The organism is Gordonia hankookensis, from assembly GCF_014673215.1.
Taxonomy (GTDB): Bacteria; Actinomycetota; Actinomycetes; order Mycobacteriales; family Mycobacteriaceae; genus Gordonia; species Gordonia hankookensis.
Window position 1 is genome coordinate 1,012,982 of sequence record NZ_JACWMS010000001.1, and the last position, 23,923, is coordinate 1,036,904.

Annotated in this window: 22 protein-coding genes; 10 read left to right on the forward strand and 12 right to left on the reverse strand. The window is 67.1% G+C overall.

Features of this window, described 5'->3' with window-relative positions:
• The first annotated feature begins 27 nt into the window (after positions 1-27).
• Both IDF66_RS04405 and IDF66_RS04410 read left to right on the forward strand, forming a co-directional pair.
• On the forward strand, positions 28-1,974 hold the full coding sequence (locus IDF66_RS04405; protein ID WP_190266312.1) for an alpha/beta hydrolase family protein: 1,947 nt from the start codon (positions 28-30) through the stop codon (positions 1,972-1,974).
• 148 nt (positions 1,975-2,122) lie between these two features.
• On the forward strand, positions 2,123-2,830 hold the full coding sequence (locus tag IDF66_RS04410) for a GntR family transcriptional regulator (protein WP_223309108.1): 708 nt from the start codon (positions 2,123-2,125) through the stop codon (positions 2,828-2,830).
• A gap of 39 nt (positions 2,831-2,869) precedes the next feature.
• Here IDF66_RS04410 and hpxZ read toward each other — a convergent pair whose 3' ends face one another.
• The 3 genes from hpxZ to IDF66_RS04425 are packed head-to-tail and all read right to left on the reverse strand — an operon-like array spanning position 2,870 to position 5,047.
• Positions 2,870-3,247 carry an oxalurate catabolism protein HpxZ gene (gene hpxZ / locus IDF66_RS04415; protein WP_190265829.1) on the reverse strand — a complete coding sequence of 126 codons (378 nt, stop codon included), beginning with the start codon at positions 3,245-3,247 and terminating at the stop codon, positions 2,870-2,872.
• Positions 3,244-3,798 (reverse strand): DUF1097 domain-containing protein, encoded by a 555-nt coding sequence (locus IDF66_RS04420; RefSeq protein ID WP_190265830.1) that lies wholly within the window; start codon positions 3,796-3,798, stop codon positions 3,244-3,246. The genes hpxZ and IDF66_RS04420 overlap by 4 nt, the downstream gene beginning before the upstream one ends.
• The gene (locus IDF66_RS04425) at positions 3,791-5,047 is read right to left on the reverse strand and encodes an amidohydrolase family protein (RefSeq protein WP_190265831.1); all 1,257 of its coding nucleotides are present in this window, start codon (positions 5,045-5,047) and stop codon (positions 3,791-3,793) included. Before IDF66_RS04425 ends, IDF66_RS04420 begins: the two co-directional genes overlap by 8 nt.
• Positions 5,048-5,126: 79 nt before the next feature.
• On the opposite strand from IDF66_RS04425, the gene IDF66_RS04430 reads away from it, so the two are divergent.
• The 6 genes from IDF66_RS04430 to IDF66_RS04455 all read left to right on the forward strand — a co-directional run bounded on the left by IDF66_RS04430 (position 5,127) and on the right by IDF66_RS04455 (position 11,832).
• Positions 5,127-5,849: a FadR/GntR family transcriptional regulator gene (locus IDF66_RS04430; RefSeq protein ID WP_223309110.1), complete on the forward strand. Its 723-nt coding sequence runs from the start codon at positions 5,127-5,129 to the stop codon at positions 5,847-5,849.
• Positions 5,846-6,958, forward strand: coding sequence for an acetamidase/formamidase family protein (locus IDF66_RS04435; RefSeq protein ID WP_190265832.1), 1,113 nt, complete (start codon positions 5,846-5,848; stop codon positions 6,956-6,958). The genes IDF66_RS04430 and IDF66_RS04435 overlap by 4 nt, the downstream gene beginning before the upstream one ends.
• On the forward strand, positions 6,955-7,683 hold the full coding sequence (locus IDF66_RS04440) for a YoaK family protein (protein WP_164308660.1): 729 nt from the start codon (positions 6,955-6,957) through the stop codon (positions 7,681-7,683). The genes IDF66_RS04435 and IDF66_RS04440 overlap by 4 nt, the downstream gene beginning before the upstream one ends.
• 165 nt (positions 7,684-7,848) lie before the next feature.
• Positions 7,849-9,417, forward strand: coding sequence for an NCS1 family nucleobase:cation symporter-1 (locus tag IDF66_RS04445; protein WP_190265833.1), 1,569 nt, complete (start codon positions 7,849-7,851; stop codon positions 9,415-9,417).
• Between the two features lie 45 nt (positions 9,418-9,462).
• Positions 9,463-10,191, forward strand: a complete 729-nt coding sequence (locus tag IDF66_RS04450; protein ID WP_190265834.1) for an aspartate/glutamate racemase family protein — start codon at positions 9,463-9,465, stop codon at positions 10,189-10,191.
• Between the two features lie 276 nt (positions 10,192-10,467).
• Positions 10,468-11,832: an 8-oxoguanine deaminase gene (locus tag IDF66_RS04455; protein ID WP_190265835.1), complete on the forward strand. Its 1,365-nt coding sequence runs from the start codon at positions 10,468-10,470 to the stop codon at positions 11,830-11,832.
• 44 nt (positions 11,833-11,876) lie between these two features.
• Here the strand turns inward: IDF66_RS04455 and IDF66_RS04460 are convergent, their stop codons facing one another.
• The 6 genes from IDF66_RS04460 to mftE form a co-directional block, all read right to left on the reverse strand.
• Complete coding sequence (locus IDF66_RS04460; protein ID WP_164309319.1) at positions 11,877-12,995, reverse strand: CynX/NimT family MFS transporter; 1,119 nt, start codon at positions 12,993-12,995, stop codon at positions 11,877-11,879.
• Between the two features lie 116 nt (positions 12,996-13,111).
• The gene (locus IDF66_RS04465) at positions 13,112-13,789 is read right to left on the reverse strand and encodes a FadR/GntR family transcriptional regulator (protein WP_164308656.1); all 678 of its coding nucleotides are present in this window, start codon (positions 13,787-13,789) and stop codon (positions 13,112-13,114) included.
• 63 nt (positions 13,790-13,852) lie between these two features.
• The gene (locus IDF66_RS04470) at positions 13,853-14,281 is read right to left on the reverse strand and encodes a PPOX class F420-dependent oxidoreductase (RefSeq protein WP_190265836.1); all 429 of its coding nucleotides are present in this window, start codon (positions 14,279-14,281) and stop codon (positions 13,853-13,855) included.
• Between the two features lie 36 nt (positions 14,282-14,317).
• Positions 14,318-15,643, reverse strand: a complete 1,326-nt coding sequence (gene mftG / locus IDF66_RS04475) for a mycofactocin system GMC family oxidoreductase MftG (RefSeq protein WP_190265837.1) — start codon at positions 15,641-15,643, stop codon at positions 14,318-14,320.
• Positions 15,640-17,082 (reverse strand): mycofactocin biosynthesis glycosyltransferase MftF, encoded by a 1,443-nt coding sequence (gene mftF, locus IDF66_RS04480; protein WP_164308653.1) that lies wholly within the window; start codon positions 17,080-17,082, stop codon positions 15,640-15,642. Before mftF ends, mftG begins: the two co-directional genes overlap by 4 nt.
• Complete coding sequence (gene mftE, locus IDF66_RS04485; RefSeq protein ID WP_190265838.1) at positions 17,079-17,828, reverse strand: mycofactocin biosynthesis peptidyl-dipeptidase MftE; 750 nt, start codon at positions 17,826-17,828, stop codon at positions 17,079-17,081. Before mftE ends, mftF begins: the two co-directional genes overlap by 4 nt.
• Before the next feature lie 182 nt (positions 17,829-18,010).
• On the opposite strand from mftE, the gene IDF66_RS04490 reads away from it, so the two are divergent.
• Complete coding sequence (locus IDF66_RS04490) at positions 18,011-19,123, forward strand: CaiB/BaiF CoA transferase family protein (RefSeq protein ID WP_164308651.1); 1,113 nt, start codon at positions 18,011-18,013, stop codon at positions 19,121-19,123.
• A 222-nt stretch (positions 19,124-19,345) separates the two neighbouring features.
• Positions 19,346-20,284, forward strand: a complete 939-nt coding sequence (locus IDF66_RS04495) for a type IV toxin-antitoxin system AbiEi family antitoxin domain-containing protein (RefSeq protein WP_190265839.1) — start codon at positions 19,346-19,348, stop codon at positions 20,282-20,284.
• Positions 20,285-20,372: 88 nt separating this feature from the next.
• Here the strand turns inward: IDF66_RS04495 and IDF66_RS04500 are convergent, their stop codons facing one another.
• The 3 genes from IDF66_RS04500 to mftC all read right to left on the reverse strand — a co-directional run bounded on the left by IDF66_RS04500 (position 20,373) and on the right by mftC (position 23,898).
• Positions 20,373-21,185, reverse strand: a complete 813-nt coding sequence (locus IDF66_RS04500; protein ID WP_190265840.1) for a mycofactocin-coupled SDR family oxidoreductase — start codon at positions 21,183-21,185, stop codon at positions 20,373-20,375.
• A 159-nt stretch (positions 21,186-21,344) separates the two neighbouring features.
• Complete coding sequence (gene mftD / locus IDF66_RS04505; protein ID WP_164308648.1) at positions 21,345-22,541, reverse strand: pre-mycofactocin synthase MftD; 1,197 nt, start codon at positions 22,539-22,541, stop codon at positions 21,345-21,347.
• Between the two features lie 79 nt (positions 22,542-22,620).
• Positions 22,621-23,898, reverse strand: a complete 1,278-nt coding sequence (mftC, locus tag IDF66_RS04510) for a mycofactocin radical SAM maturase (RefSeq protein ID WP_164308647.1) — start codon at positions 23,896-23,898, stop codon at positions 22,621-22,623.
• Positions 23,899-23,923: the final 25 nt, after the last annotated feature.

Sequence of the window (23,923 nt, forward strand, 5' to 3'; positions counted from 1 at the left end):
GTCGGTACCCCCGGCCGCGACGCCTCGATGCCCGCGCACACCGTCCGTTTCGACGACCGCGGATGGCACACCTACGGCGCATCGGTGTCGCCGGACGGAAAGGCGTTCGCCTACATCGTCGACGACGGCACCGGCTATCCACGTGCCGCACAGCGCTCCCTGTCGGTCTCCGGCGTCGGCGAACTCCGCTGGGTGAGCCTGCCGTCGACCGGTCCGGTGCGCAAGATCGTGCACTCGACCGACAGCAGGTGGCTGGCGGTCGAGATCGCACCGAGCGGCGGTGAGCACCACCAGGTCTGGGTGGTGACCACCGATCCCGACGACGACACCACCCATCGCGTCGGCGCGACCCGCCCCGACGGGGATACTCCCGGGCGCCCCGCCGGCGGCACCGGGCGATCCTTCGGCACCGTCTCGCTGGTCGGGTGGGACACCGATTGGGTACTCATCACCGCGACCGAACCCGACGGCACCGCTCATTCGCTGCGGGTACACCCGGGTACGTCGGCGACCATGACACTCGACGTCCGTGTCGGCGGTGCGCTCATCGACTCGTGGAAGGGCGCCACGCTCATCCGCGTCGGTCCGCGCGGCTATCGCGACATGCTGCTACTGCGCCGCAGGCTCGACATCGCATCCGACAGCGTCGTGATGACGCCGCTGCTGCCCAACGATCCCGGCGCGGTCACCGATGACGGTCACATCCTGGACCAGGGTTTCGATCATCCGTCGCTGGTGTTCACCGGCCCCCCGCAGGACGCCGAACGCGATCTCGACAGCGTCCAGGCGATCGTCGTCAGCGATTTCGACAGCAAGTATCCGCGTCTGCTCGGCGTCGAGGTCGGTCGACACGGAGTCCGGTTCCGGGTGTTGGCGCAACGCCCGGACGCCGGCATCGACGAGTTCGTGGTGAGCAACGACCAGTCGACGGTGGCCATGCTCTGGAATGTGGGAGGGCGCAGTGAATTACAGGTCCTCACCCTCCCCGATCAGACATTGCACGATCCCATCGATCTGCCGGGCGAGGTGGCAACCGATCTCTCGGTCAGCGCGGCGGGGAGGCTCGTCGCCGTCACCGTGTCGAGCCCCCAACACTCACCGCTTGTCCATCTCATCCACACCGGGACCGGCGAGGTGATCCCGATCCGCGACGATGTGGTGGCAGGCGAAGGTCCGTCGACCGGACTGGTGCCGGAGGTGTTGGAACTGTCTGCGCGGGACGGGATGCCGCTGTCCGGTCTGCTGTTCCGCTCGAACCGGGTGGGCCCTGGTCCGACCGTCTTGTATTTTCACGGGGGTCCCGAGGCGCAGACGCGCCCCGACTACAACTTCCTCTTCGGACCACTCGTGGACGCCGGGATCACGGTGTTCGCCCCCAACGTGCGCGGATCGTCGGGATACGGGCGACTGTTCTCGCACGCCGACGACCGGTACGGTCGCTATGCGGGTATCGACGACGCGGCCGACTGCGCCGAACACCTTGTCGCGCGGGGTATCGCCGATCCCGGAGCACTGTATTGTTCGGGTCGCTCGTACGGCGGCTACCTCACCCTCGCCTGCCTGACGTTTCACCCGGACACCTTCGCTGCCGGCATCGCCATCTGCGGGATGAGCGACCTCGAGTCGTTCTTCCGCAACACCGAGCCGTGGATCGCGGTGGCGGCGTACACCAAGTACGGTCACCCCGAGTCCGATCGCGAACTGCTCGCCGATCTGTCACCGATCCATCGCATCGCCGACGTCCGGGCACCCTTGCTGGTGGTGCACGGCGCCCACGACACGAACGTTCCGGTGAGTGAATCCCGGCAGATGGTCGACGAATTGCGTGCCCGCGGTGCCGCGGCCGCGATGCTGATGTTCGATGACGAAGGGCACGAGATCGTCAAGCGCCACAATCAGCAACGACTGACCGAGGCGGTCGCCGGCTGGATTCTCGACCACCCGTCGCGGCCCGGACCACCGGCGGCACGATGAGGCACCGCACCCGAGAAGCGCCCCGGAAAACCACCCTCTGGGGCGCCGCGCACCATCTGTCGATGCCCCGCCCGGGGCCGACGCATTTCCGGGGCGCTGGTCAGGAGGCGACCGCTCTCGCGACGGGTGTACGCAATGTGGGGTGTCGATGAGCTCACGCATGACCGACCGGCTGATAGCCCAGCTGGTCGAGACACGATCGGAGAGTGCGCGCGCCAACGTGCTCGAGGAACTCCGGCGGTTGATCCTGTCCGGCGGTGCGCCACCCGGTGCGCAGATCCCGCCCGGCGAGGTCGCGGATGCCTTTCAGGTGAGCCCCATCCCGGTACGTGAGGCTCTCAAGACGCTGGTGGGTGAAGGCCTCGTCGTGCACCAACGTAACGCGGGCTACCGCGTCAGCCAGCTCTCGGTCGACGAACTCCGCGAGATCTATTTCGTGCGAGGAACTCTGGAGCAGGCCGCGCTGGCGCGAGCCGTCGACCTCATCGACTCGGCGGGCCTCGACCGCGCCCGGAGACGGCACGATGAACTGGTGACAGCGGTGAAGTACGACGACCGCAAGGCCTTTCACGACGTCTCGCGCGAGTTCCACCGCGAGCTCACGACTCCGTGCGCCATGCCCCGGCTGTTGAACATGTTCGAGGCGACCTGGAATCTCACCGAGCCCTTCCAGGCGATGCGCGCGGTCGGCCCGGCGATCCAGGAGGCCCTCAACGACGACCACGCCGCGCTGCTCGACGCCTTTGCCACCCGCGACACCGCCGCGGTACTGGAGGTGGGGCAGATCCATCATCAGCGGCTGGAGAGCGCGATCGTCGAGACCGCGGCCGAACTGGGGGTACGCCACGACGACTGACGACTCGAGCCCCCGGGACCGCGCACGACGGGACGCTCGTCAGATCGGTCGCGAGGAGACGTGCGCGGACACCACCTGCCACTCCCCCGCGAACCGCACCCACACCTGGGACTGCCGGCCGACCGCGGCCACACCCTCCCGACGGAATGTCGCGTTGGCGACCGCGTGGTCGGGGCCGAGCGGGGTGATGTCCACCCGGTCAAGCGAGCGATCGAGACCGGCCGACGGGCGGGCCGCACGAAACGCGCGGATCTGGTCGTAGCCGAACAGTTCCTCGGTGGCACCGAATCGGATCGTGCGCGCGTCGTCCCAGAACAGTTCGTCGAGCACCGGTATGTCGTTGTCCACCAACGCCGTTTCGTAACGGCCGAAGGCCCGCCGCACCGCCGCGCGGGTGAGGGCATCCGGCTCGGTCATGAATCCAGTGCGAGCGTGCCCGACGGCTGGACACGCGCAGGTTCGGCCACCGGCCGGGGGAAGGCCAGCCGTCGCGACAGGTAGGCGAACACCGGTCCCAGGAAGTTCATCGCGACCACCGAGACCCAGGCGGCCCAGGGATTGCCCGGCGCAAAGCCGAAGCCGCCGAAAAAGGTCGCGAAGAAGGACGCGAAGCCGAGGAACATTCCCGGTATCAGCGAGAAGGTGGCGAGGCGACCGGTGTACATCAGGGCGGAGTTCACCACGAAGATGATCAGCGCGAGCACGGCATCCTTCGCCAGTTGCCCGCTGCCGGCGATGGTGCCGATCTGCTGGTCGATCAGGACGATGACGAGAGCGAATGTCGACCCGACGGGCATCGTGACCCACAGTCGGCGGGCGTTGGCCATGGACGGGCCGCCCAGGAGAAACGTTCCCGCCCAACTGATGAAGATCGCCCACGGCGGGAGATGCAGAGCCGTGCCGCCGATGAACGCGGTGCAGCCGGCGAGGAAGGAAGCGACGATTTCGTGAGGGATACGGTCACGCACAGAGAACCTCCGCGATGTGTGTGGTTCGGGTGGTCCGTGCGACGACACGGCCACTCTTGATGACATAACAGCGATCTGGTCGATCGAGCAGGATGTCGGCGACGCAGGTCGACGACAGGACCACCATGTCGGCGGCGCGTCCCGGCAGGATTCCGTAGCCGTCGGCGATGCCGACCACCTCGGCAGCCATGTGGGTCGCCATGGTGAGAACCCGGGCGAGATCTGCCGTCCCGGACAGATGGCCGATCTGCGCCAGCAGGAGTCCGATGTCGAGCATGTCCGCATTCCCGTAGGGCGTGAAGGCATTACGGATGTTGTTCGACGAGTAGGCGCAGGTCACCCCGGCATCCCAGAGATCTCTGACCGGCACCACTGCCCGCCTGACGTTCTCGGTGTCGCCGCGACCGCCCAGGTGCATGTCGGTGGCGGGGAGCGGGACCACCGCGACACCGGCCGCGGCGAGATTTCGGAGCACGGCACGTCGCTCGGTCTCGTCGCGCCCGGCGAGGGAGGTCATGTGCCCCAGCGCGACCCGACCGGACATGCCTCGACGATCGGTGGTCTCGGCGATGAAATCGGCCAGCGCGAAGCGGGGATCGTCTGCGTCGTCGGCGAAGTCGGCGTGCATGTCGACAGGTACACCGAACTCCTCGGCCAGGTCGAACACCGTCTCCACGTGCCGGTGGCAGGTGGCGAGGTCGATCTCGTTGTAGGTGCACCCGCCGATCACATCGGCTCCCCGCCGCAGTGACTCGCGCAGCAGGTCCTCGGTACCCGGAGCCTTCAGAATCCCTTCCTGGGGAAAGGCGACGATCTGCAGGTCGACCAGCCCCCGATACTCCTCACGGAGCTCGAGTAGCACCTCGACGCCCAGCAGCCCGACGATCGGATCAACGTCGGGATGGGCACGGATCATCGTGGTGCCGTTGATGATCGCCTTCTCGATGATCTGCCGTGCCCGGTGTCGTACATTGCCGGCGGTGAACTGGCTTTTGAGTTCGCCGGTCACCTCGATCGCGCCGGCGAGCGTGCCGTCTCGGTTGGGTTTCTCCTTGTCCAGCAGCGCTTTGTCCAGATGGAGGTGCGACTCGATCAGGCCCGGGATCACCACCCGGCCTGCGCAGTCGATCTCCTCTCGGGCCGCGGAGCCACATCGTGGCGAGATCTCCACGATCCGCCCACCCTCCACGGCGATGTCGACGAGTGGAGCGTCGTCGACCATCCGCGCAGCACGCAGAATCAGGTCCATTTCTGTTCTCCTCGTGACTCGAACAACAACTGCCACTGTTGCGGCCGAGTGTTTCCGCGGTGCGCGCGAGGAGTAACGCATGAGTTACACTTGGTCATACCAAGAGACCAACTTCATGTCGGGAGGCGCCGTGATACGACGAGGACGCACGCTCAGCGCGAGCACCGCGGCCTATCTCGAGGGCATGATCACCAACGAGCTCAGCCCGGGCGACAAACTCCCGCCAGAACGGATCCTCGCGGAGAACCTCGAGGTCTCACGCACCACGATCCGCGAGGCGCTGCAGGAGCTCGAGCAGCGCCGGCTGCTCGCCAGGACTCCCGGCCGCGGCACGATCGTGCTGCCTCGGTCGGCCAACGCGACGGCGATCCTGGAGACGATGGCCGATGACGCCGAAGAGGATCACGTGGCCGAACTGCGGATGCTGATCGAGCCACAGGTGGCGGGCCTCGCCGCGGACCGGGCCATCGAGTCCGATCTCGTGTCCCTCGAGGACATCCTGGCGTCGAGTCACACCGGACTCAATCCCGCCGAATCGCTCGAACAGGATGTGGCATTCCATCTCCAGCTGGCGCGGGCGGCACGCAATCCGTTGCTGATCTCGCTCTGTCAGCTGAGCAGCGGGTGGGTACAGAACGTCCGTGCGCGCTCACACGCCACCCGCGAGGGCAGACGAATGTCCTTCGACGGCCACAAACAGATCTTTCAGGCAGTACAGAACAGCGACCACGAGGCCGCGGTGGCGGCGATGACCGACCACCTCTCCGATGTCGCGCGACTTGTGAATCGGCGGGCGAAATGACCTTCTCACCACTGCCATCGGTGAACGAGACCGCCATCCTGGCGCAGGGTTCGGGACCGGTCGTCGGCGACGACTATCTCCCGTGCCGGCCCGAGGAGATCTTCTGGGGCGATCTCCCGTGCGCGACGGACCGTCCCGTGATGAGCGTGATGCCGGGCACCACCCTGACCATCGACACCCTCAGTCACGAGGGCATCCTCGCCGATCAGGGTCGCGATCCCCGCAAGTATTTCGGGGCTCATGGGGTCGCGCCCGAATGTGTCCTCGACGAAGCGGTCGCCTTGTGTGCCTCGGATCGCACACACCGCCAGGGCATCGACGGACCCCATGTCACCACGGGCCCCATCGAGGTCGTCGGCGCGATGCCCGGCGACCTGCTCGCGATGACGATCGTGGAGACGCTGCGGCGCGTGCCCTACGGGGTCGTCTCCAACCGCCACGGTCGGGGCTCCCTGCCCGGCGAATATCCCTCCGGCGGAATCACCTACAGCGCATTCGTCTCCGTGCAGGAAGATGCGGACGCGGCATACGGGGTGTTGCCGCTGACCCAGGACGTCGACGGGCCCGCGGCCCGGTTCCCGCTGTCCCCGTTTCTCGGGATCATGGGCGTGGCGGTCGACGGCGACTCCCGCGCCCATTCCATCCCTCCCGGCGCCCACGGCGGCAACATCGACATCAATCTCCTGACTGCCGGCAGCACCCTCTACCTGCCCGTCCAGGTCCCCGGCGCGCTCGCCTACGTCGGCGATCCGCATTTCGCCCAGGGCGACGGCGAGGTAGCGCTCACTGCGCTGGAGGCCTCGCTGCGCGCCACCGTCAGATTCGACATCGTCCGCGCACCGGATGTCGCGGCACGGTTCGGCGACCTGGTTGGCCCCATCGCCGAGACGCAGGAGTTCCTCGTCCCCACCGGTCTCGACACCGATCTCGACGTGGCGGTGCAGAACTGTGTCCGCGCCGCGGTGTCACTCCTGTCCGCGAGATACGGCATGGACCATGCTCAGGCACTCGCATACCTCAGCGCCGCAACAGACTTCAACATCTCCCAGGTGGTGGATGTCGTGAAGGGCGTGCACGCCCGGATCCGGCGGACGGACTTCGCGTCATGAGCCTCGCCGCACGGCTCCGGGAGATCCCGGATGAGCGGATGCATCTGACGCTCATGATCATCCTGACGTTCACCACGGGCATCAACGACGCAGTCGGCTATCTCGGCCTGGACAAGGTGTTCACCGGCAACATGACCGGAAACGTCGTGGTGCTCGGGATGGCCGTCGCAGGCGGCTCGGGTCTCCCCGTCCTCGGGCCTGCGATGGCGTTGGCGGGATTCATGGTCGGCGCGGCCCTTGGCGGCCGGGTCCTGCGCGGTCAGGGCAGGCAATGGACCGCCCGAACCACCGCTCTGTTCGCGACCGTCGCGACGATCATGTTCGCGCTCTCCGCAACACTGTTCGTCACCGGTCAGCATCCGGTCAGGCCGGCGATGATCACCATCACCACGCTCGCGGCGACCGCGATGGGAATCCAGGCAGCAGCGGCCAGAGTGGTGGCGGTCAAGGACGTGACGACCGTGGTGGTGACGTCGACCATCACCGGTCTGGCGGCCGATTCGGTGCTCGGTTCCGGTAAGGGCAGCGGCACCGGTCGCCGGGTCGCGGCAGTGGTGGCGATCATCCTCGGCGCTGCGGTCGGTGCCGCGGTGATGCACGCCCACATGGGCGCCGCGCTTCTGACGGCAGCAGTGCTGATCACGGGTGTCACCGTCACCGGCGCGATCCACGATCAGCGGCGAACCGATGAGAATGCAGACACGGCGGTCGCCGGCCGCACCTGAACGCGGCGGCCCCGGTCAGACGGGCGCCGAATCGGACACAAGAGGAATGCGGAGATCCGGAAATATATCTGTCCGTTAATTCCCGGGTAACAAACCATTCTTAGCTTGATCACATCAGCGTCCCCGATCATCCGGCGCTGACTCCGTCTGACCGGGAGAGCCACCATGTCTGCACCTTCTGCCGACGTCGCGACCGCACATGAGAGTGCGGCAGGCGAGAGCGTGATCAAGCTCGGGTATCACCAGAACCTCACCAACTCCGATCTCGCGCCACTCAAAGAGCAGAAGTGGACGTGGTACAACATCTTCGCGTTCTGGATGTCCGACGTGCACAGCGTCGGCGGTTACGTGTTCGCGGGCAGTCTGTTCGCACTCGGCATCGCAGCGTGGCAGGTGCTCGTCGCCCTGGTGGTCGGCATCATCGCCGTCAACCTGCTCTGCAACCTGGTGGCCAAACCATCGCAACTGGCAGGCGTCCCGTATCCGGTGACCACGCGCATTGCGTTCGGCGTCAAGGGCGCCAACATCCCCGCGATCATCCGTGGTTGCATCGCCGTCGTCTGGTACGGCATCCAGACCTACTTGGCCTCGGTCGCTTTCGGTCTGCTCGCACTGAAGTTCTGGCCGGGCCTCGAGCCGTGGGGCGACGTCGATCAGCACGGCTTTCTCGGGTTGAGCGTCCTGGGCTGGGCGGGCTTCATCCTGATGTGGGTCCTGCAGGCGTTCGTGTTCTGGAACGGCATGGACACCATCCGCAAGTTCATCGACTTCTGCGGTCCCGCAGTGTATGTCGTGATGGTCGCGCTCGCGGCGTACCTCATCGTGAAGGCGGGGTGGAGCAACGTCAGCCTCGACCTGTCGACCGGACCGGGCTTGTCCGGATGGTCGTCGGTCACCCAGATGATCAGCGCCTTTGCCCTGGTGGTCTCCTACTTCTCCGGTCCGATGCTCAACTTCGGCGACTTCTCGCGGTACGGCAAATCGTTCGCCGAGGTGAAGAAAGGCAATTTCTGGGGTCTTCCGGTCAACTTCTTGTTCTTCTCACTTCTGGTCGTCTGCACGGTCTCGGCCGGCGCAACGGTGATCGGTCACGACGAGGACGGCAACATCATCACCGACCCCGTACACATCGTCGACCAGATCGACAACACCACCGCCGCCGTGCTCGGAGTGCTGACGTTCGCGATCGCCACGATCGGCATCAACATCGTGGCGAACTTCGTCTCCCCCGCCTTCGATTTCTCGAACGTCGCGCCCACCAAGATCACCTGGCGCACCGGTGGCATGATCGCCGCCGTCGGCTCGGTCCTGATCACCCCGTGGAATCTGTTCAACAACCCCACCGCGATCCACTACACGATGGATACGCTCGGAGCGGTGATCGGTCCGCTGTTCGGCATCCTGATCATCGACTTCTACCTCATCAGGAAGCAGCGGATCGAGGTCGACGACCTGTTCAGCATGGACCCGGGCAAGTCCTACTCGTATCGCAACGGCTGGAACCCGGTCGCGGTGATCTCGGTGATCATCGCCTCCATCCTCCCGATCAGCTTTGTCATCTGGGGCACCGCATATCAGGCCAGCTTCACCTGGTTCATGGGAGCCGCCGCAGGCGCGGTGGTCTACTGGCTCGGAATGAGGTTCGCGCCGACGAGTTTCATCTACGACACCGGCGAGGTCCCCGCGGTGTTGCCGACCGCCAAGGACGGCAAGCTCGAACCGTCGGCGCTGTGACGCCGGCGCGGTAACGCCTGAATCCAGAGGAGCAACACAGAGACGATGCGCATCTGCGTCATCAATCCGAACACCGCGACGGCGATGACCGATGTCATCGCCGTCGCGGCGCGTTCGGTGGCCCGACCGGACGCCGAGATCGTCGCCGTCACCTCGTCGATGGGGCCGGCGTCCATCGAGAGCCATTACGACGAAGCATTGGCGGTCCCCGGACTACTCCGCGCCATCGCCGAGCATCCCGATCACGACGGCTATCTCATCGCGTGCTTCGGCGACCCCGGCCTCGATGCCGCGCGCGAGGCGGCCGATGCCCCCGTGATGGGGATCGCCGAGGCCGCCATGCATCTCGCCGCCCCTCTCGGACGCGGCTTCTCGATCGTGACCACCTTGGACCGCACGATCGGCCGCGCGGGAGATCTCGTCGAGCACTACGGATTTGCTCGTCGGTGCCGGGGCATCCACGCCTGCGACATCCCGGTCCTCGAACTCGAGTCCAACCCGGCGACCGCGGAGATCCTCGAGAAGGCGTGCCGCGAGGCACTGCACGCCGACGGCTCCGACGTGATCGTCCTGGGTTGTGCCGGGATGGCCGACCTGGCCCACCGCATCAGCGGCACCATCGGCGCACCGGTGATCGACGGGGTGGCCGCCGGAGTCGGCATGCTGTCGTCGATGGCCGCGATGGGCCTGCACACCGGCACCGCGTCCGGCGAGTTCGCCACTCCCCCAGCGAAGATCTACTCCGGGCCGCTGGAGGACTTCGGGAAGCCATGACCTTCGTCCGATTCGCGTTGCCGTGCTCTACGACACCCCGACCGCTCCGATCGTCCACCGGCTGACGATTGCCGGACCATGCCGTCGACGCTCCGCGAGTTCCGCACCGCCGCCAAACCGAAACCCCGGGGTAACACGGCCGAAACCATTGCGGCAGATAGTCACCAGTGCACATGATCGACCCGTCCGCGACCTCGCGGTGACGATCCGGGTGACCAGATTCCGGGACAGGGTTCCACTCCGCAGCTCCGTGCTGCGGCCTGCCCGGAGGTACCCATGGCCGAGACGCCGTGCGATCTGCTGATCAGCAACGCCTACATCTACGTCGACACCGACTGGGAGGTCCCCGACGGTTGGATCGCCATCTCGGACGGTCGCATCCACAGCATCGGGACGGCCACCGATGAGATACCCGACGCGAGGAGCCGGATCGACGCCCGGGGCAGACTTGTCACGCCTGGCTTGATCAACGTCCACCACCACATGTATCAGAACCTCACCCGTTCGTATGCGCCGGTGGTCAATGCCGGACTCTTCGACTGGCTGACCACGCTCTACCCCCTGTGGGCGCGGGTCGACGACGAGGCCGTCTATCTGTCCACCTGGGTCGCGATGGCGGAACTGTTGCTCGGCGGATGCACCCTGTCGTCCGACCACATGTACCTGCATCCGCGAGATGGGTTGATAGACGCCCAGATCCGAGCGTCCCGTGATCTCGGATTCCGCTTCTACGCCAACCGGGGCTCGATGACCCGCTCCACTGCCGACGGCGGGTTGCCACCCGTGCAGGTCGTCCAGGAGCCCGACGTGATCCTCGCCGATTCCGAGCGGCTCATCGACGCGTACCACGACCCCTCGCCAGGCGCGATGTCGCGCGTCGCGCTGGCACCGTGTTCGCCGTTCTCGGTCACCGCCGAACTCATGTCGGACACTGCGGCGCTGGCCGAGAGTCGCGATGTCCGCCTGCACACGCACCTGGCCGAAGATCACGACGAACTGGCGTACTGCCGGGAGGTGTACGGCATGAGCCCGGTCGACTATTTCGACAGCGTCGGCTGGCTGCAATCACGCTCCTGGGTGGCACATTTCATCTATCCATCCGACGACGAACAGGCCCGTATGGGCGCGGCCGGCGTCGGCGTCGCGCACTGCCCGAGTTCGAACATGCTCATCGGCGGCGGAACCGCCGACGTCGCGCGGCTGCGCGCACTCGGCGCTCCGGTCGGGCTCGGGTGCGACGGGTCGGCCTCCACCGACCACGGGTCGATGTGGCTCGAGGCCCGTGCCGCCCTGACGCTGGGCCGCTACCGGGGCGGATCGACCGCGATGACCGCCCGTGACGTGCTGAACATCGCGACGCGTGGCAGTGCGGCCTGCCTCGGCTGGGACGACGAGACCGGTCACCTGCGGCCCGGCTCGTGTGCGGACCTCGTCATCTGGACCGGATCGGCCATGGCGCTCGCCGGCGCAATCACCGACCCGGTGGAGGCGTGGTTGCGATGCGGCCCCATGTCGGCCGACACCACCATCGTGGCGGGCCGGATTCTCGTCCGCGACGGACAGATTCAGAACTCTGCCGCGTCCGACATCGTCACCGCCCACACCGTCGAGGCTCGACGAATCCAGGGAGTGGCGCTCTGACGGCGACCCCTCTCGGCCCGGTCGGCCTCAGCCGTGCACCCACCTCAGACCTTCATCGTGACGTTCTTCGCCGCGAGCAGTGTGGACAGCGCCTGCGGGACGAGGGCCAGCCCCAGCACGGACATCGCCAGATTCCAGGACCCGGTGACGTCGTGCAGGGCGCCGATCGCGATCGGACCGATCGCGGCCACCACATAGCCGACCGACTGGGCCATCCCCGACACCTGGCCGGTGGCCACCGTCGACGGGCTTCGCAGCACCATGAACAACAGCACCAGGCTGATCGAGGCGCCCGGACCGAACATGATCATGATGACCCAGAGCGTCGTCCACACATGAACGGTCACCAGCCCGACGAAACCTGCCGCGCACACGGCCACCACACCCAGGGTGATGGCCCGTTGATCGGCGAACCTTCCGGCGACGATGGGGATCAGCAATGAGGCGGTCAACGCCACGACCTGGCCGATGGCCAGAGTGGTCCCGGCCTCGCCCGCCGTCCGACCGTGGTCGATGAGGTACTGGGGCAGCCACGCACTGAAGGTGTAGAAGATGATCGACTGTGACGCCATGAAGATCGTGATGGCCCAGGCGATCCGGTTGCGCCACAATGACGTGGGCGTGCTGCTGACCGCCACTCGATGGACCCGCGTCAGCTGCGGAATCCACACGACCAGCGCCACCACCGCGAGCAGCGTCCACGACGTCAGCGTCAGGCGCCAGTCGCCGTCGTCCAGATCGTCGATCGGGATGGTCAGGGCGGCGGCGACCGCCGCCCCGCCCGAGAGCGTCATCGAGTACAGCCCCGTCATCAGACCCGACCGGTGTGCGAAGTCGCGTTTGATGAGCGCGGGCAACACCACATTGCAGATACCGATCGCCGTTCCGATCACCGCCGAGCCGACGAGCAGACTCGCGATGTTCGGTACGAATCGCAGACCCATGCCGAGGATCAGGAAGATCAGTGAGCCGAAGATGGTCCGTTCGATCCCGAACCGCGCGGCGATGCGTGGCGCGATCGGGGCGCTGAACCCGAAGAACAGGACCGGCAGGGTGGTCAGCAATCCGGCTGCCGCACTGCTGAACCCGAGGTCGCCCATGATGTCGTCGACCAGCGGCGCCACCGAGACCACCGGCGGGCGAAGGTTGGCGGCCACGAGCATGATGCCGACCGCTGCGACGACAGCTGCGATCCCCCGCGGGGCATTGTCGTGCGGGGGCACGTCGGCGATGCGCTCCGGCGCCGTCAGGACCGACGACTCCGCCTGCCCATCGCCGGTCACGCCAACCCCCGCAGCGCCGCGTCGAGGTAGGAATGGACCGCGGCACGGGCGGCGGCGGCATCACCGGCCTCGATCGCGTCGACCACGCCGACGTGCCCGGATGGATGATCACCGGTCGCCACGGTGGCCTCCACGACACTCTCGTGCAGGCGCTGCATGACCTCCACGATGCCGTCGTAGAGTTCGAGCAGCAGACGATTGCCCGAGATCTCTACAAGCATGGCGTGAAATGCTATGTCCTCCTGCGTATATCCCGCCACATCACCGGTGGCGAAGGCACGCTCCGCGGCCCGCAGGCGCACGCGCAGCCCAGCGACCTCCTCGGCCGAGGCACTCTGGGCGGCCGCGGCCGCGGCCTCGACCTCGATGGCACGACGCGCTCCGAGCAGGTCGTGATGGGCCGAACCCGGAACGCAGCTCTCGATCGCCGCCGCAAGCAGGTTGCGACTACGCACATAGGTACCGTCGCCGCGCCGCGGGACGAGCATTCCGGCATGTTCCAGAGCTCGCACCGCTTCGCGGATCGTGTTGCGCCCCACACCGAACAGCGCCACGAGGGCGGGTTCGGGAGGGATCCGCTCACCTACTGCCCACTCACCGGACCTGATGAGATCCCGCATCCGATCCACCACGAGCTCGCTGGTCCGTCGCGGCGGGGTGATCACGTCGTTCATGGCAAACACCCTAACATCCCATGTTTAACGCCGAGGAAGCGTCCACGCATGGGGCGAGGGACATCACCCCGAGACGTCGAGCGAGGCGATCACCCTGGTCGGCTCGATCCACACCACGAGTTCACCGGGGACGCCATTGCGGCTGCCGAACTCCTCGGCACGGTCGGCTCCCATGTAGCGCGCACCGCAGAGTGTCGCGATCCGCTTCACCTCGTCGAGATCGTCACCGGTCACCGCCCGGCCCTGGATCTGAACGAAAGCGTACGGCGGCTCGGGGAGGTCCACCGTCAGCACAACGCGCGGATCTCGGTGCACGGCAAGAGCTTTCGATGTGTCCGACCCCGTGTTGAAGGCAATGCGATCCCCGTCCAGCACAAACCAGACCGGCGCGGCGAGTGGCCTGCCGTCGGCGGCAAGGTAACCGAGGTGGCCCGTCCGGGTACCGCCGGCCAGGAACTCACGGATGTCGGGATCGTCCAGAGATGCGGGCATGGTCCCACCATACGACGCAGGCGCGTCGGCACACGGTCAGCGATCGGCCAGCACGGCAGCGATCCGGCTTGCGAGCATCATGACCGTGGCGTGCGGCCCGCTGCGCCCGGCCGTCGGCAGGATCGATCCGTCGACGATCCGTAGTCCGCGGACCCCGGCGACACCGCCGAGCCCGTCGGTGAGGGTTCCCATGGGCATGCTGCCCCACGCGTGCTGTGAGGTCCGTACGACGGGGTCGACCGCCACCGAACCGGACTCGACGATGTCGGCGAACGCGGCGGACCGGAGCATCTCGGTCACCGCCGCCACGCCCCGCTCGAGCCGGGCCGCTTCCGCCACGTCGACGACACCGAGATCGACGATCGGAGCGCCACCGACAATGCGCACCGTGCCTCGGGTACCCGGACGCATCACGGCGACGCCGATCGCCGGCCCGACCGGCGGAAGACCCTCGATGTAGCGGGCCATATCACTGCTGTAGCAACGTATCTCGAGATCATCGACGGTGTGGACCACCGACTGCAGCAACGCGGTCGGCGGGCCGTCGACACGGCTGCGGTAGTGCACCAGCACCTCGCGGTGCTCACGGACGGCCAGCACATCGGGATCGGCACCCCCCGCGAGTCCCGACCTCAGCAGGATCACGGCAGTGCCGATCGCGCCTGCGCAGAGAATCACCTCACCCGCACCGACCACGGTGTCACCCACGACGACCCCGGTGACCTCGGCGCCGGACCATCGCAGCGCGTCGACCTCGGCGTCCGCGCCGATGGTGAGATTCGGCCGGTCCAGCGCGCCACGCAGGTAGGCCTCCGCCGCAGTTCGCCGCACCATGCCGTCCCGGTTCGACCGCACCCGGTTGAGGCCGACGATCGGCCACGCGTCGGCCGGGGGTCGCACCGGAACGATGTCGCTCCAATAGGATTCGAATCGGGTCGTGACCTCGGCGAGCTCGTCGTCGGCGAACGGTGACACGCTCATCGTCCCACCGCGCCCGTCCAGCTCCGCGTAGGAGGCGCCGATCTCGTCGATACGCCACCCGGACGGCCAGTCCACGAAGTCGTCGGCGTGCCACCTCATGAAATAGCCGCCGTTCACCGAGGACGACCCACCCAGTCCACGACCGCGGACCACGGCGAGCCCCGACGGCTCCTCGTGCGACACGGCATAGGGCGAACCGAAGCCGATCGGCAGGCCGCGGAGATCGCGAACCGCTTCGGTGGGCCATTGCGACGATCCGCGTTCGATCAGCAGAACGGTCCGGTCCGGGTCGCGGGACAACCGCTCCGCGACCACACAACCCGCGCTCCCGGCGCCGACGATCACCACATCGGCGGTCGCGGGGAGATCGCCGAGGGTCATGTCTTGTTGGTGATCACCGGCCGCAGGGCACCGAAATCACGGTGGCTCCACGCTCCTTGCCACAACCCGGCGCCATAGGCGAGATCGTCGAGACGCCGGAAAAGGGTATAGGCGACCGGACCGAGTGCCGGTCCGGCTTCGGGCTCGGCCACCACCTGCCGGACCCACGAGACCATGCCCTCCGCGATCGCGACCTCCACCGCGAGTCGACGGAACCGCGCGGACACGATCGCGAGGATCACCGCCACCGGCCAGTAATGGCGGCAGATGGCCCCCGCCGCTTGCAAGAGCCCGAACCCGACCGCTCGTCCGGTCATCTGTGTCGCGACGATCGGCGCATCGGGCAGCTCGCCGAGCCGCCGTCGAAGGCGCATACCGATCTGCCCGAGGATGATCATGGCGATCGCCAGGCCGATCTTCGTCCGGGTCATCAGCGCGACCACCGCGGCGGCCATCGGCACCGACATCACGACCGGGGCGGCGAATCCGCCGTGCCGGTCCGCGAGGTAGGACGCGCCGGTTCCGTAGTACCGACGACGGTCGAGCACCGACCGCATCCCGGTCCGGTGGTCGTGGCACACCTGGGAGACCGGATCGTAGCGGACCCGCCAGCCCGCCTTGTGCGTCCGCCAGCAGAGATCGACGTCCTCGGCGACCCGCATGGACTCGTCGAAGGACTGAAAAGCACTGCGCCGCACCAACATTGCAGCACTGGGCACATACGGGACACGGCTGCCCGGAACCACGGAGCACTCGTCGGGCCCCATGTCGAGCGACGAATATCCGTTCTCGTAGCGCTCGGACAGCGAGACATCGCAGTCGTCACGACTCAGCCCCACGATCCGGGGTGCCACGATCGCGACCGCCGGATCCGAGAAATGCCCCAGCAGCATGGTCAGCCAGTCCGCGGGAGGCACCACGTCCGAGTCGAGGAAGGCGACGAAATCCGTCGTCGCCGCCGCCGCCCCCGCGTTGCGGGCGGCCGAGGGGCCGCGATTCTCGTCGAAACGGATCAGCGTGACGTCCCGGCCGCATGCCCGCAGCGGTACGTCGGAGCCGTCGTCGACGACGATCACCTTCGCACCGGAGACGGCCTGCAGCAGGCGATCGACCCCCGACTGGTTGCCGCGCACCGGCACCACGACCGTGACGTTCTCGGGTCGCGGCCCGAACATGGGGCGGGGGTTGGCAATTCCGCTGTCGAGCAGTCGACGCGCAAGACTCCGGGTCGCCGCGTCGACAACCTCGATGCGGCCGTCGGCCGATGTCATCCCCAGCGCGGCGTCGGTCAGGCGGAGCATCCGGGTGGGCGATCCGCCGACGAGATAGCGGAGATCCTTGTGCGGCGCGCACCGCATGTCGATCTGGACCTGGAAACCGTCCGGCAGACTGTGCTCGACGGCAGAGGTCGGCGGCAGTTCCTTCTCCACCGCGGTCATGCGAGTCGTCCCGACTCTGCGACCGACCACGATCCGACGGCCGTGACCAGCGTGGTGACCAGCGCGTCGGTCACGCTCGCGCCGTGCTCCGCGCTCGCACCGGTCGGATCACCCAGCACGCCGTTGGTGCTCACCGCGGCGACACCGCCTGCGCGCATCGCGGGCAGCAACGCGGAAACGGGGGTGACGTTCCCGGCCTCGGCGAGCGAAAGGCTGACATCCTCCGGCGAAAAGTGCAGCAACACAGAGGTTTCGGTGATCCCGGCGTGTGCATCAGCGCCCGGGGTGGCACAGGGGAACCAGGCGGCGTCGCGACCTTCGTAGCGCAGGGTGTCCACCGCGGCGGCCAGCGTCGGACCGTTGCCACCGTGTCCGTTGACGAAGACCAGACGGTCCGCCCAGCGGCAGGCGCTGCGTCCGTATTCCACCAGGAGGAGGTGCAGGGCCTCGTGTCCGACCGAGATGGTCCCCGGGAAGCCCTCGTGCTCACCGCTCGCGCCGTAGTTGATGCCGGGGGCGGCCACCACGAGCCGGGGCTCCTCCCCGTCGTCGGCGACTGCGCTGGGCCCATCCTCGGACAATCGTTCGGCGGCGCGGCAGGCGACGGTCGTCGCGATCCTGCTGTCGGTGTCGAGTGGGAGATGCGGACCGTGCTGCTCGGTGGCGCCCAGCGGGACCAGAAGGGTGACCGATCGATCCGACAGTTGAGGCCAGCACAACTGTCCCAGTGCGGCCCGACGCTCCATTCGTTCAACTCTAGCGACGCGGTCGATGCGTGTTAACCGAGTCGGTGCAATTTGTTTGATTCGATTTCGATGATTCCCTGATTGCCCAGGCCCAGCTGTCCGAGCGATCGATCGGTTATGGGATGCTGGTCCGACAGACGTGAGACCCGACACATCGGGCGGGTACGGACCGGGAGGACATCATGACGTCAACGACGCCGCGCAGCAGCGGAAAGAGTGGGCCCCTCAGCGCAATCCGTGTGGTCGAGTTCGCGGGCATCGGACCCGGCCCACATGCGGCGATGCTGCTGGCCGACCTCGGGGCCGACGTGATTCGCGTGCAGCGACCGGGCTCGCTGCCTGCACCCGACCGCAACGCGGATGCGCTCCTGCGTGGCCGCCGGGTCGTCGAGGCGAACCTGAAGGATGCCGGCGACCGCGACACCATCCTGCGCCTGGTCTCCAAGGCCGACGTGGTGCTGGAGGGCTTCCGGCCTGGGGTGATGGAGCGACTCGGCTTCGGACCCGACGATCTGTCGGCCATCAATCCGGGCCTGGTCTACGGGCGCATGACCGGCTGGGGCCAGGAGGGCCCGCGTGCCGACCGCGCCGGACACGACATCAACTACATCTCACTGACCGGAATGCTGCACGCCATCGGCCGGAAAGAGGACCGCCCCGTGCCGCCGCTCAATCTCGCAGGCGATTTCGGCGGCGGATCGATGTTCCTCGTCATGGGGGTCCTCGCCGCGCTCCTCGAACGGCAGACCTCGGGCAACGGACAGGTCGTCGACGCCGCCATGGTCGACGGTGCGTCGGTGCTCGGCCAGATGATGTGGGCCTTCCGCGGGACCGGACTCTGGAGCGACGCGCGCGGCGTGAACATGCTCGACACCGGCGCGCCGTACTACGAGGTCTACGAGACCTCCGATGGCAAGTACATGGCGGTCGGTGCGATCGAACCGCAGTTCTATGCCGAATTGCTGACCGGACTGGGACTGGCCGACGCCGACCTGCCCGGCCAGAACGATATTGCCAACTGGCCCAAGCTCAAAGAGGTGTTCACCGATACCTTCCGGTCGCGGACCCGCGACGAGTGGACAAAGGTCTTCGAGGGTACGGACGCCTGCACATCACCGGTCCTCGACTTCGGCGAGGCGCCCGCCGATCCGCACATGGCGGCACGCGCCAACCTCGTCGAGATCGACGGCGTGATGCAGGCACAGGTCGCTCCCCGCTTCTCCCGTACGTCGCCGGAGACCCCGACGGGCCCGGTTCGCGAGGCAACCGACCCCGCCACCCTCTGGCAAGACTGACCCCCACCCTCCCCCTCCCCTCCCACCAAACCCCCATCGCAGCCGCGACGGTTTCCGTCAACCGCGCCGGGTAAATGGGGGCGCGGTTGACGGGAACCGTCGCGGCTGCGGTCTGGGCGCGGCGGTGGAGTGGGGTGTGGACAGTGTGGTGGGTGGTTCGGGGTTGTACACAGATGTCGGCGCGGGCGTCCGAACGAGGCATGACCGGCGGATCATCGCGGCATGGACGAACACTACGACACCTCGTCGTCGGACATGTTCCGCAGGCGCGACGCGCTCAACGCCCGTGGTTCCGACGACCGGCGACTGCGTCAGGAACTCGACGGCGGCACGTTGATCAAACCGTGGCGCGGCGTCTATCTTCCTGCGCCGGAATCGAGTTCCGCCGACGCCGCCTACCTGGCCCGGGTATTGGCCGCGTGTGAGGTCGCGGAGATCGACAAGGTGGTCAGCCATCAGTCCGCGGCCGCACTCCACGGCCTGCCCCTGCTGCACCCCGACCATTCCCGTGTGCACTTCACCGTGAACCGCGCCTCCGGTGGTCACCGCCGGGGACAAGTCCTCCACCCCGTACGACTCGCCTCCGACGACGTCGTATCCCTCGACGGCCGTGCGGTCACCTCGCTTGCCCGCACCGCAGCCGACATCGCACGAACCGGGAACTTGGTCCAGGCCGTGTGTGTCTTCGATTCCGCACTACGTGCGGGAGCAACAGTCGACGAACTCCACGACGTCGTGGCCCGTAACCGCGGTCGGATCGGCAACACCGTGGCGCGCGCGGCCCTGCCACACGCGAACCCGAAGTCGGAATCCATCGCCGAATCATTCAGTCGGGCACTGATCGTCGGCTTCGCCGACGTCCCGACCCCCGTCGTGCAGCACGAGTTGTTCACACCCTCGGGGCTCTTCGTCGCCCGCGTGGACCTCTACTGGGAAGGAGATCGGATGGTCGGCGAGGTCGACGGCCGCGCCAAGTACACCGCCGATCTCGAGCCGGGAGAGCACCCCGGCGACCGGGTCTGGGATGAGAAGCGTCGCGAGGACGCCATCCGGGATCTCGACGAGACCGTGGTCCGATGGGGATGGCAGGAGTGCATGCACCCCGAACGACTCCACGCACTCCTCCGCCGCGGCCTCGAGCGCGCCCGCAAACGCCGCTGAACCGCAGCCGCGACGGTTTCCGGCATCCGCGACGGGTAATCGGGGGCGCGGATGCCGGGAACCGTCGCGGCTGCGGAGGAAGAAGAGCTCAGACTTTGGAGTTGCCCATGTCGATCTGGAACTCCGCCCCGGTGATCGCCTTGGCGCCGTCCGAGGACAGATACAGCACGGCGTCGGAGATCTCGTCCAACGACGCCACCGGGTGGTAGTCGAGCACAGAGGTCAGATGTGGTGTCACCCAAGGCATGCCGAAGATCCGGTGGGCCTCGGTGTCGGCGACCCCCATCGGGGTGTCGACCGCGTAGGGGTGGACGCTGTTGACGCGGATCCGGTAATGCCCGAGTTCCTTGGCCGCCGTCTGGGTGAGACCACGCAGTCCGAACTTCGAGGCCGAGTACGACGCCTGCATCGGCATGGCCTTCAGCCCGGCCACGGAACTGATCACGACGATGGATCCGCCATTGCCTGCCTCGAGCATCGCGGGGATGGTCGCCTTGAGGGTCTTCCACGTGCCGACCAGGTTGACGTCGACGACGTCGGTGAACTGCTCCTCGGAGAGTTCCCACACCTTGCCCCACGTGAGGATGCCTGCGTTGGCGATCACGTGGTCGAGACCGCCGAACTGCTCGACCCCGTCGGCGACGAGTTCTTGCTGGAACGCGAGGTCGCGTGTATCACCCTGGCGGGCAAGAATCTTACCCCCGGCCTCCTCGACGAGCCGGATCGTCTCGGCGAAGTCGCCGGTGGTCGCCGACGGATAGGTGGCGTGCTCGGCGACCGGGCCGGCGATGTCGAGACCGATGATCGCCGCGCCCTCGCGTGCGAATCGCAGGGCATGATTCCGGCCCTGCCCACGTGCGATACCGGTGATGTAGACGACCTTGCCGTCGAATTGGCCCATTCGCCGAGTCCTCATTCTCTCGTTCTGGTCACCGGTGGCGATGGCCCCGTCTCCGCACCCCTGGCACCGGAGAAACGCGAACACCCGCCACGGGTGAACTGTGTCGCAAAAACTGTAACACGTTCTACTTTGTGGCGGGCGTTCGCGAGACCCGAGAGATCAGTTGTCGCCGAAGGTGCGTTCGAAACCCTCCGGGATGATCAGGTCGTTCCGGGACAGTTCGTGAACACTCTTGTGTCCCAGCCCCATGACCACCCCGTCGAGACCCATGCGCAGCAGGTCGAGGACGTTCTCGACACCGGCCTGACCGTTCGCCGCCAGGCCCCAGAGGTAGGCGCGGCCGACCATGACCGCCCGGGCGCCCAGGGCCAGGGCCTTGGCCACGTCGCTGCCCCGGCGGACGCCGCCGTCGAGCAGGACATCGACCTGATCGCCCACCTGATCCGCGATCGGACCGAGGAGCCGGATCGTGGCCGGCGTGCCGTCCAGGTTGTTGCCACCGTGATTCGAGACGGAGATCGCCGACGCACCGATGTCGACAGCACGCTTGGCATCATCGAGTCGGGTGATGCCCTTGACCATGAAGGGCCCGTCCCACTGCTCGCGCAGCCATTGCAGGTCTTCCCAGGTGGGCGGCGGAGTGTTCATCCACTGGCCGTAGGCGCCGAAGAACGTCGGCCCCTGCTCCCCCTTGGGCGTCAGGTTGGGCGCCGTGAGGTCGGGGATCTCGATCTTGCCACCGCGGACCCAGTCGAGCGCGTAGCGAGGTTTGACCGCGATCTCCGGTGCCAGTTTCAACAGCGCCTGGAAGTCGACCTTCTCCGGGATGTCCGGGCTGCCCCAGTCGCGACCGATGTTGAACACCCAGTCGGTGGTGACGATGAGACCCTGGGCGCCCGCCTCCTTGGCTCGCTGTGCGCGAGCGAGGATGTCGTCACGTGTGCCCAGCCAGTAGATCTGGAAGAAGACCTTGTCGTTGACGGCGGTGACCTCTTCCACCGGATGCGATGCGAAGCTCGACAGCCCCATGGCCGTCCCCCGCGCGGCTGCCGCCCTGGCAACCGCGACCTCGCCGTCGGGGTCGACGGCCTGCACACCGGTCGGCGAGATCATCACCGGGAACGAGAGCTCCTGGCCCATCACCGTGGTGGACAGCTCGCGATCGGGCTGTGCGCCGACCACGTGCGGCGCGAAGCCGAGTTCGGAGAACGCATTGACGTTGTCGCTCAGCGTGATACCGGCCTGTGTACCGGCGACGAGGGACGAGTACACCGACTTCGGCAGCCGCTTCTTCGCACGACGCTGCGCCTCGTGAACGGTTTCGAACCACGGGTTGCGGGCCCAGGGATTGGCCATTGTCTTTCCTACCTACTTCATTGTGTGATGGCAGCACGGATCACCCGATGGGTCGGGCATCTCGTCGCTACGGGGTGGGTCAGAGCGTGAAGCCCGCGAGCGGGTTCTCGTCACAGCTCTTCGACGGCGGGGCACCGACCGGCAACAGGTCGCCATCGGCCTGACGGGTCATCAGAGTCAACGGCGTGCCACGTGAATGATCTTTGTTCGCAGTCGGTTTGGAGCGCTCGCCGGCCAGCAACTGCTCGCCGTAGCCCTGCACGCACTCCGGGTCGGGCCCGGCCAGGGGCAGGCCGGTGAAGAATTTCGCGGCCATGCACCCGCCGCGGCACGCATCGAAGTGGGCGCACTTCGTGCAGGCTCCCGCGTTCTGCGGTTCGCGCAGTTCGGTGAACAGATCCGAGTGCTGCCAGATCTGCTGGAAGCCGCCGTCGGCGAGGATGTTGCCGGCGAGGAAGTTCTCGTGGATCGCGAACGGGCAGGCATACACATCGCCGACCGGATCGATGAGGCACACCACGCGTCCGGCACCACACAGGTTCAGCCCCGGGAGTGCACCACCACCGTCGGTCCCGCCGAACGCGGAGAGATGGAAGAACGAGTCACCGGTCAGCACCCCGTCCCCGTGCGCGACAAGCCAGTTGTAGAGCTCACGCTGCTGTTCGGGCAGCGGGTGCAGATCGTCCCACACATCGGCTCCGCGACCCGACGGACGCAGGCGGGTGATGCGCAGCGTCGCGTTGTACCGGTCGGCCAGCGCCTTGAACTCGTCGAGCTGTTCGACGTTCTGCCGCGTCATCACGACGCTGATCTTCGCGTCGGCGAAACCCGCCTCGTGCAGGTTCTCCAGGGCGCGCACCGCCATGTCGAAGGAACCCGGGCCACGGACCGCGTCGTTGACCTCCGCGGTGGCACCGTCCAGCGAGATCTGTACGTCGACGTAATCCGAGGCGGCCAGGCGCTCCGCGACTGCCTTGTCGATGCGTAATCCGTTGGTGGAGAACTTCACCCCGACCTGGTGGCTGGTCGCGTAGTCGACCAGCTCCCAGAAGTCGGGCCGAACGGTCGGTTCGCCGCCACCGATGTTGACGTAGAAGACCTGCATGCGCTGCAGCTCGTCGATGATCGCCTTGCACTGTTCGGTGGAGAGCTCGCGCGGGTCGCGCTTACCCGACGACGACAGGCAGTGCACGCACGCGAGGTTGCACGCGTAGGTCAGCTCCCAGGTCAGACAGATCGGGGCGTCGAGGCCCTTCTCGAACTGGTCGACCAGCCGTCCCACCTTGGGAGTCTTCGGGACAGGCGGCGCAGATGCGGCGAGATCCGTTGCGGTGGGCGGAAGTTCCAATGTGGTCATCGGGCGTGACTCCTCAGGGCTGGAC

What these genes read in the sequence shown, in the direction of transcription:
- IDF66_RS04455 (WP_190265835.1), top strand. Translation starts at nt 10,468, where the DNA reads ATGGCCGAGACGCCGTGCGATCTGCTGATCAGCAACGCCTACATCTAC.
- IDF66_RS04450 (WP_190265834.1), top strand. Translation starts at nt 9,463, where the DNA reads ATGCGCATCTGCGTCATCAATCCGAACACCGCGACGGCGATGACCGAT.
- IDF66_RS04410 (WP_223309108.1), top strand. Translation starts at nt 2,123, where the DNA reads ATGAGCTCACGCATGACCGACCGGCTGATAGCCCAGCTGGTCGAGACA.
- IDF66_RS04490 (WP_164308651.1), top strand. Translation starts at nt 18,011, where the DNA reads ATGACGTCAACGACGCCGCGCAGCAGCGGAAAGAGTGGGCCCCTCAGC.
- IDF66_RS04405 (WP_190266312.1), top strand. Translation starts at nt 28, where the DNA reads ATGCCCGCGCACACCGTCCGTTTCGACGACCGCGGATGGCACACCTAC.
- mftE (WP_190265838.1), bottom strand. Translation starts at nt 17,828, where the DNA reads ATGGAGCGTCGGGCCGCACTGGGACAGTTGTGCTGGCCTCAACTGTCG.
- IDF66_RS04500 (WP_190265840.1), bottom strand. Translation starts at nt 21,185, where the DNA reads ATGGGCCAATTCGACGGCAAGGTCGTCTACATCACCGGTATCGCACGT.
- IDF66_RS04470 (WP_190265836.1), bottom strand. Translation starts at nt 14,281, where the DNA reads ATGCCCGCATCTCTGGACGATCCCGACATCCGTGAGTTCCTGGCCGGC.
- mftD (WP_164308648.1), bottom strand. Translation starts at nt 22,541, where the DNA reads ATGGCCAATCCCTGGGCCCGCAACCCGTGGTTCGAAACCGTTCACGAG.
- mftC (WP_164308647.1), bottom strand. Translation starts at nt 23,898, where the DNA reads ATGACCACATTGGAACTTCCGCCCACCGCAACGGATCTCGCCGCATCT.
- IDF66_RS04430 (WP_223309110.1), top strand. Translation starts at nt 5,127, where the DNA reads ATGAGTTACACTTGGTCATACCAAGAGACCAACTTCATGTCGGGAGGC.
- mftG (WP_190265837.1), bottom strand. Translation starts at nt 15,643, where the DNA reads ATGACCCTCGGCGATCTCCCCGCGACCGCCGATGTGGTGATCGTCGGC.
- IDF66_RS04425 (WP_190265831.1), bottom strand. Translation starts at nt 5,047, where the DNA reads ATGGACCTGATTCTGCGTGCTGCGCGGATGGTCGACGACGCTCCACTC.
- IDF66_RS04445 (WP_190265833.1), top strand. Translation starts at nt 7,849, where the DNA reads ATGTCTGCACCTTCTGCCGACGTCGCGACCGCACATGAGAGTGCGGCA.
- IDF66_RS04440 (WP_164308660.1), top strand. Translation starts at nt 6,955, where the DNA reads ATGAGCCTCGCCGCACGGCTCCGGGAGATCCCGGATGAGCGGATGCAT.
- hpxZ (WP_190265829.1), bottom strand. Translation starts at nt 3,247, where the DNA reads ATGACCGAGCCGGATGCCCTCACCCGCGCGGCGGTGCGGCGGGCCTTC.
- mftF (WP_164308653.1), bottom strand. Translation starts at nt 17,082, where the DNA reads ATGACCGCGGTGGAGAAGGAACTGCCGCCGACCTCTGCCGTCGAGCAC.
- IDF66_RS04465 (WP_164308656.1), bottom strand. Translation starts at nt 13,789, where the DNA reads ATGAACGACGTGATCACCCCGCCGCGACGGACCAGCGAGCTCGTGGTG.
- IDF66_RS04495 (WP_190265839.1), top strand. Translation starts at nt 19,346, where the DNA reads ATGGACGAACACTACGACACCTCGTCGTCGGACATGTTCCGCAGGCGC.
- IDF66_RS04435 (WP_190265832.1), top strand. Translation starts at nt 5,846, where the DNA reads ATGACCTTCTCACCACTGCCATCGGTGAACGAGACCGCCATCCTGGCG.
- IDF66_RS04460 (WP_164309319.1), bottom strand. Translation starts at nt 12,995, where the DNA reads ATGCTCGTGGCCGCCAACCTTCGCCCGCCGGTGGTCTCGGTGGCGCCG.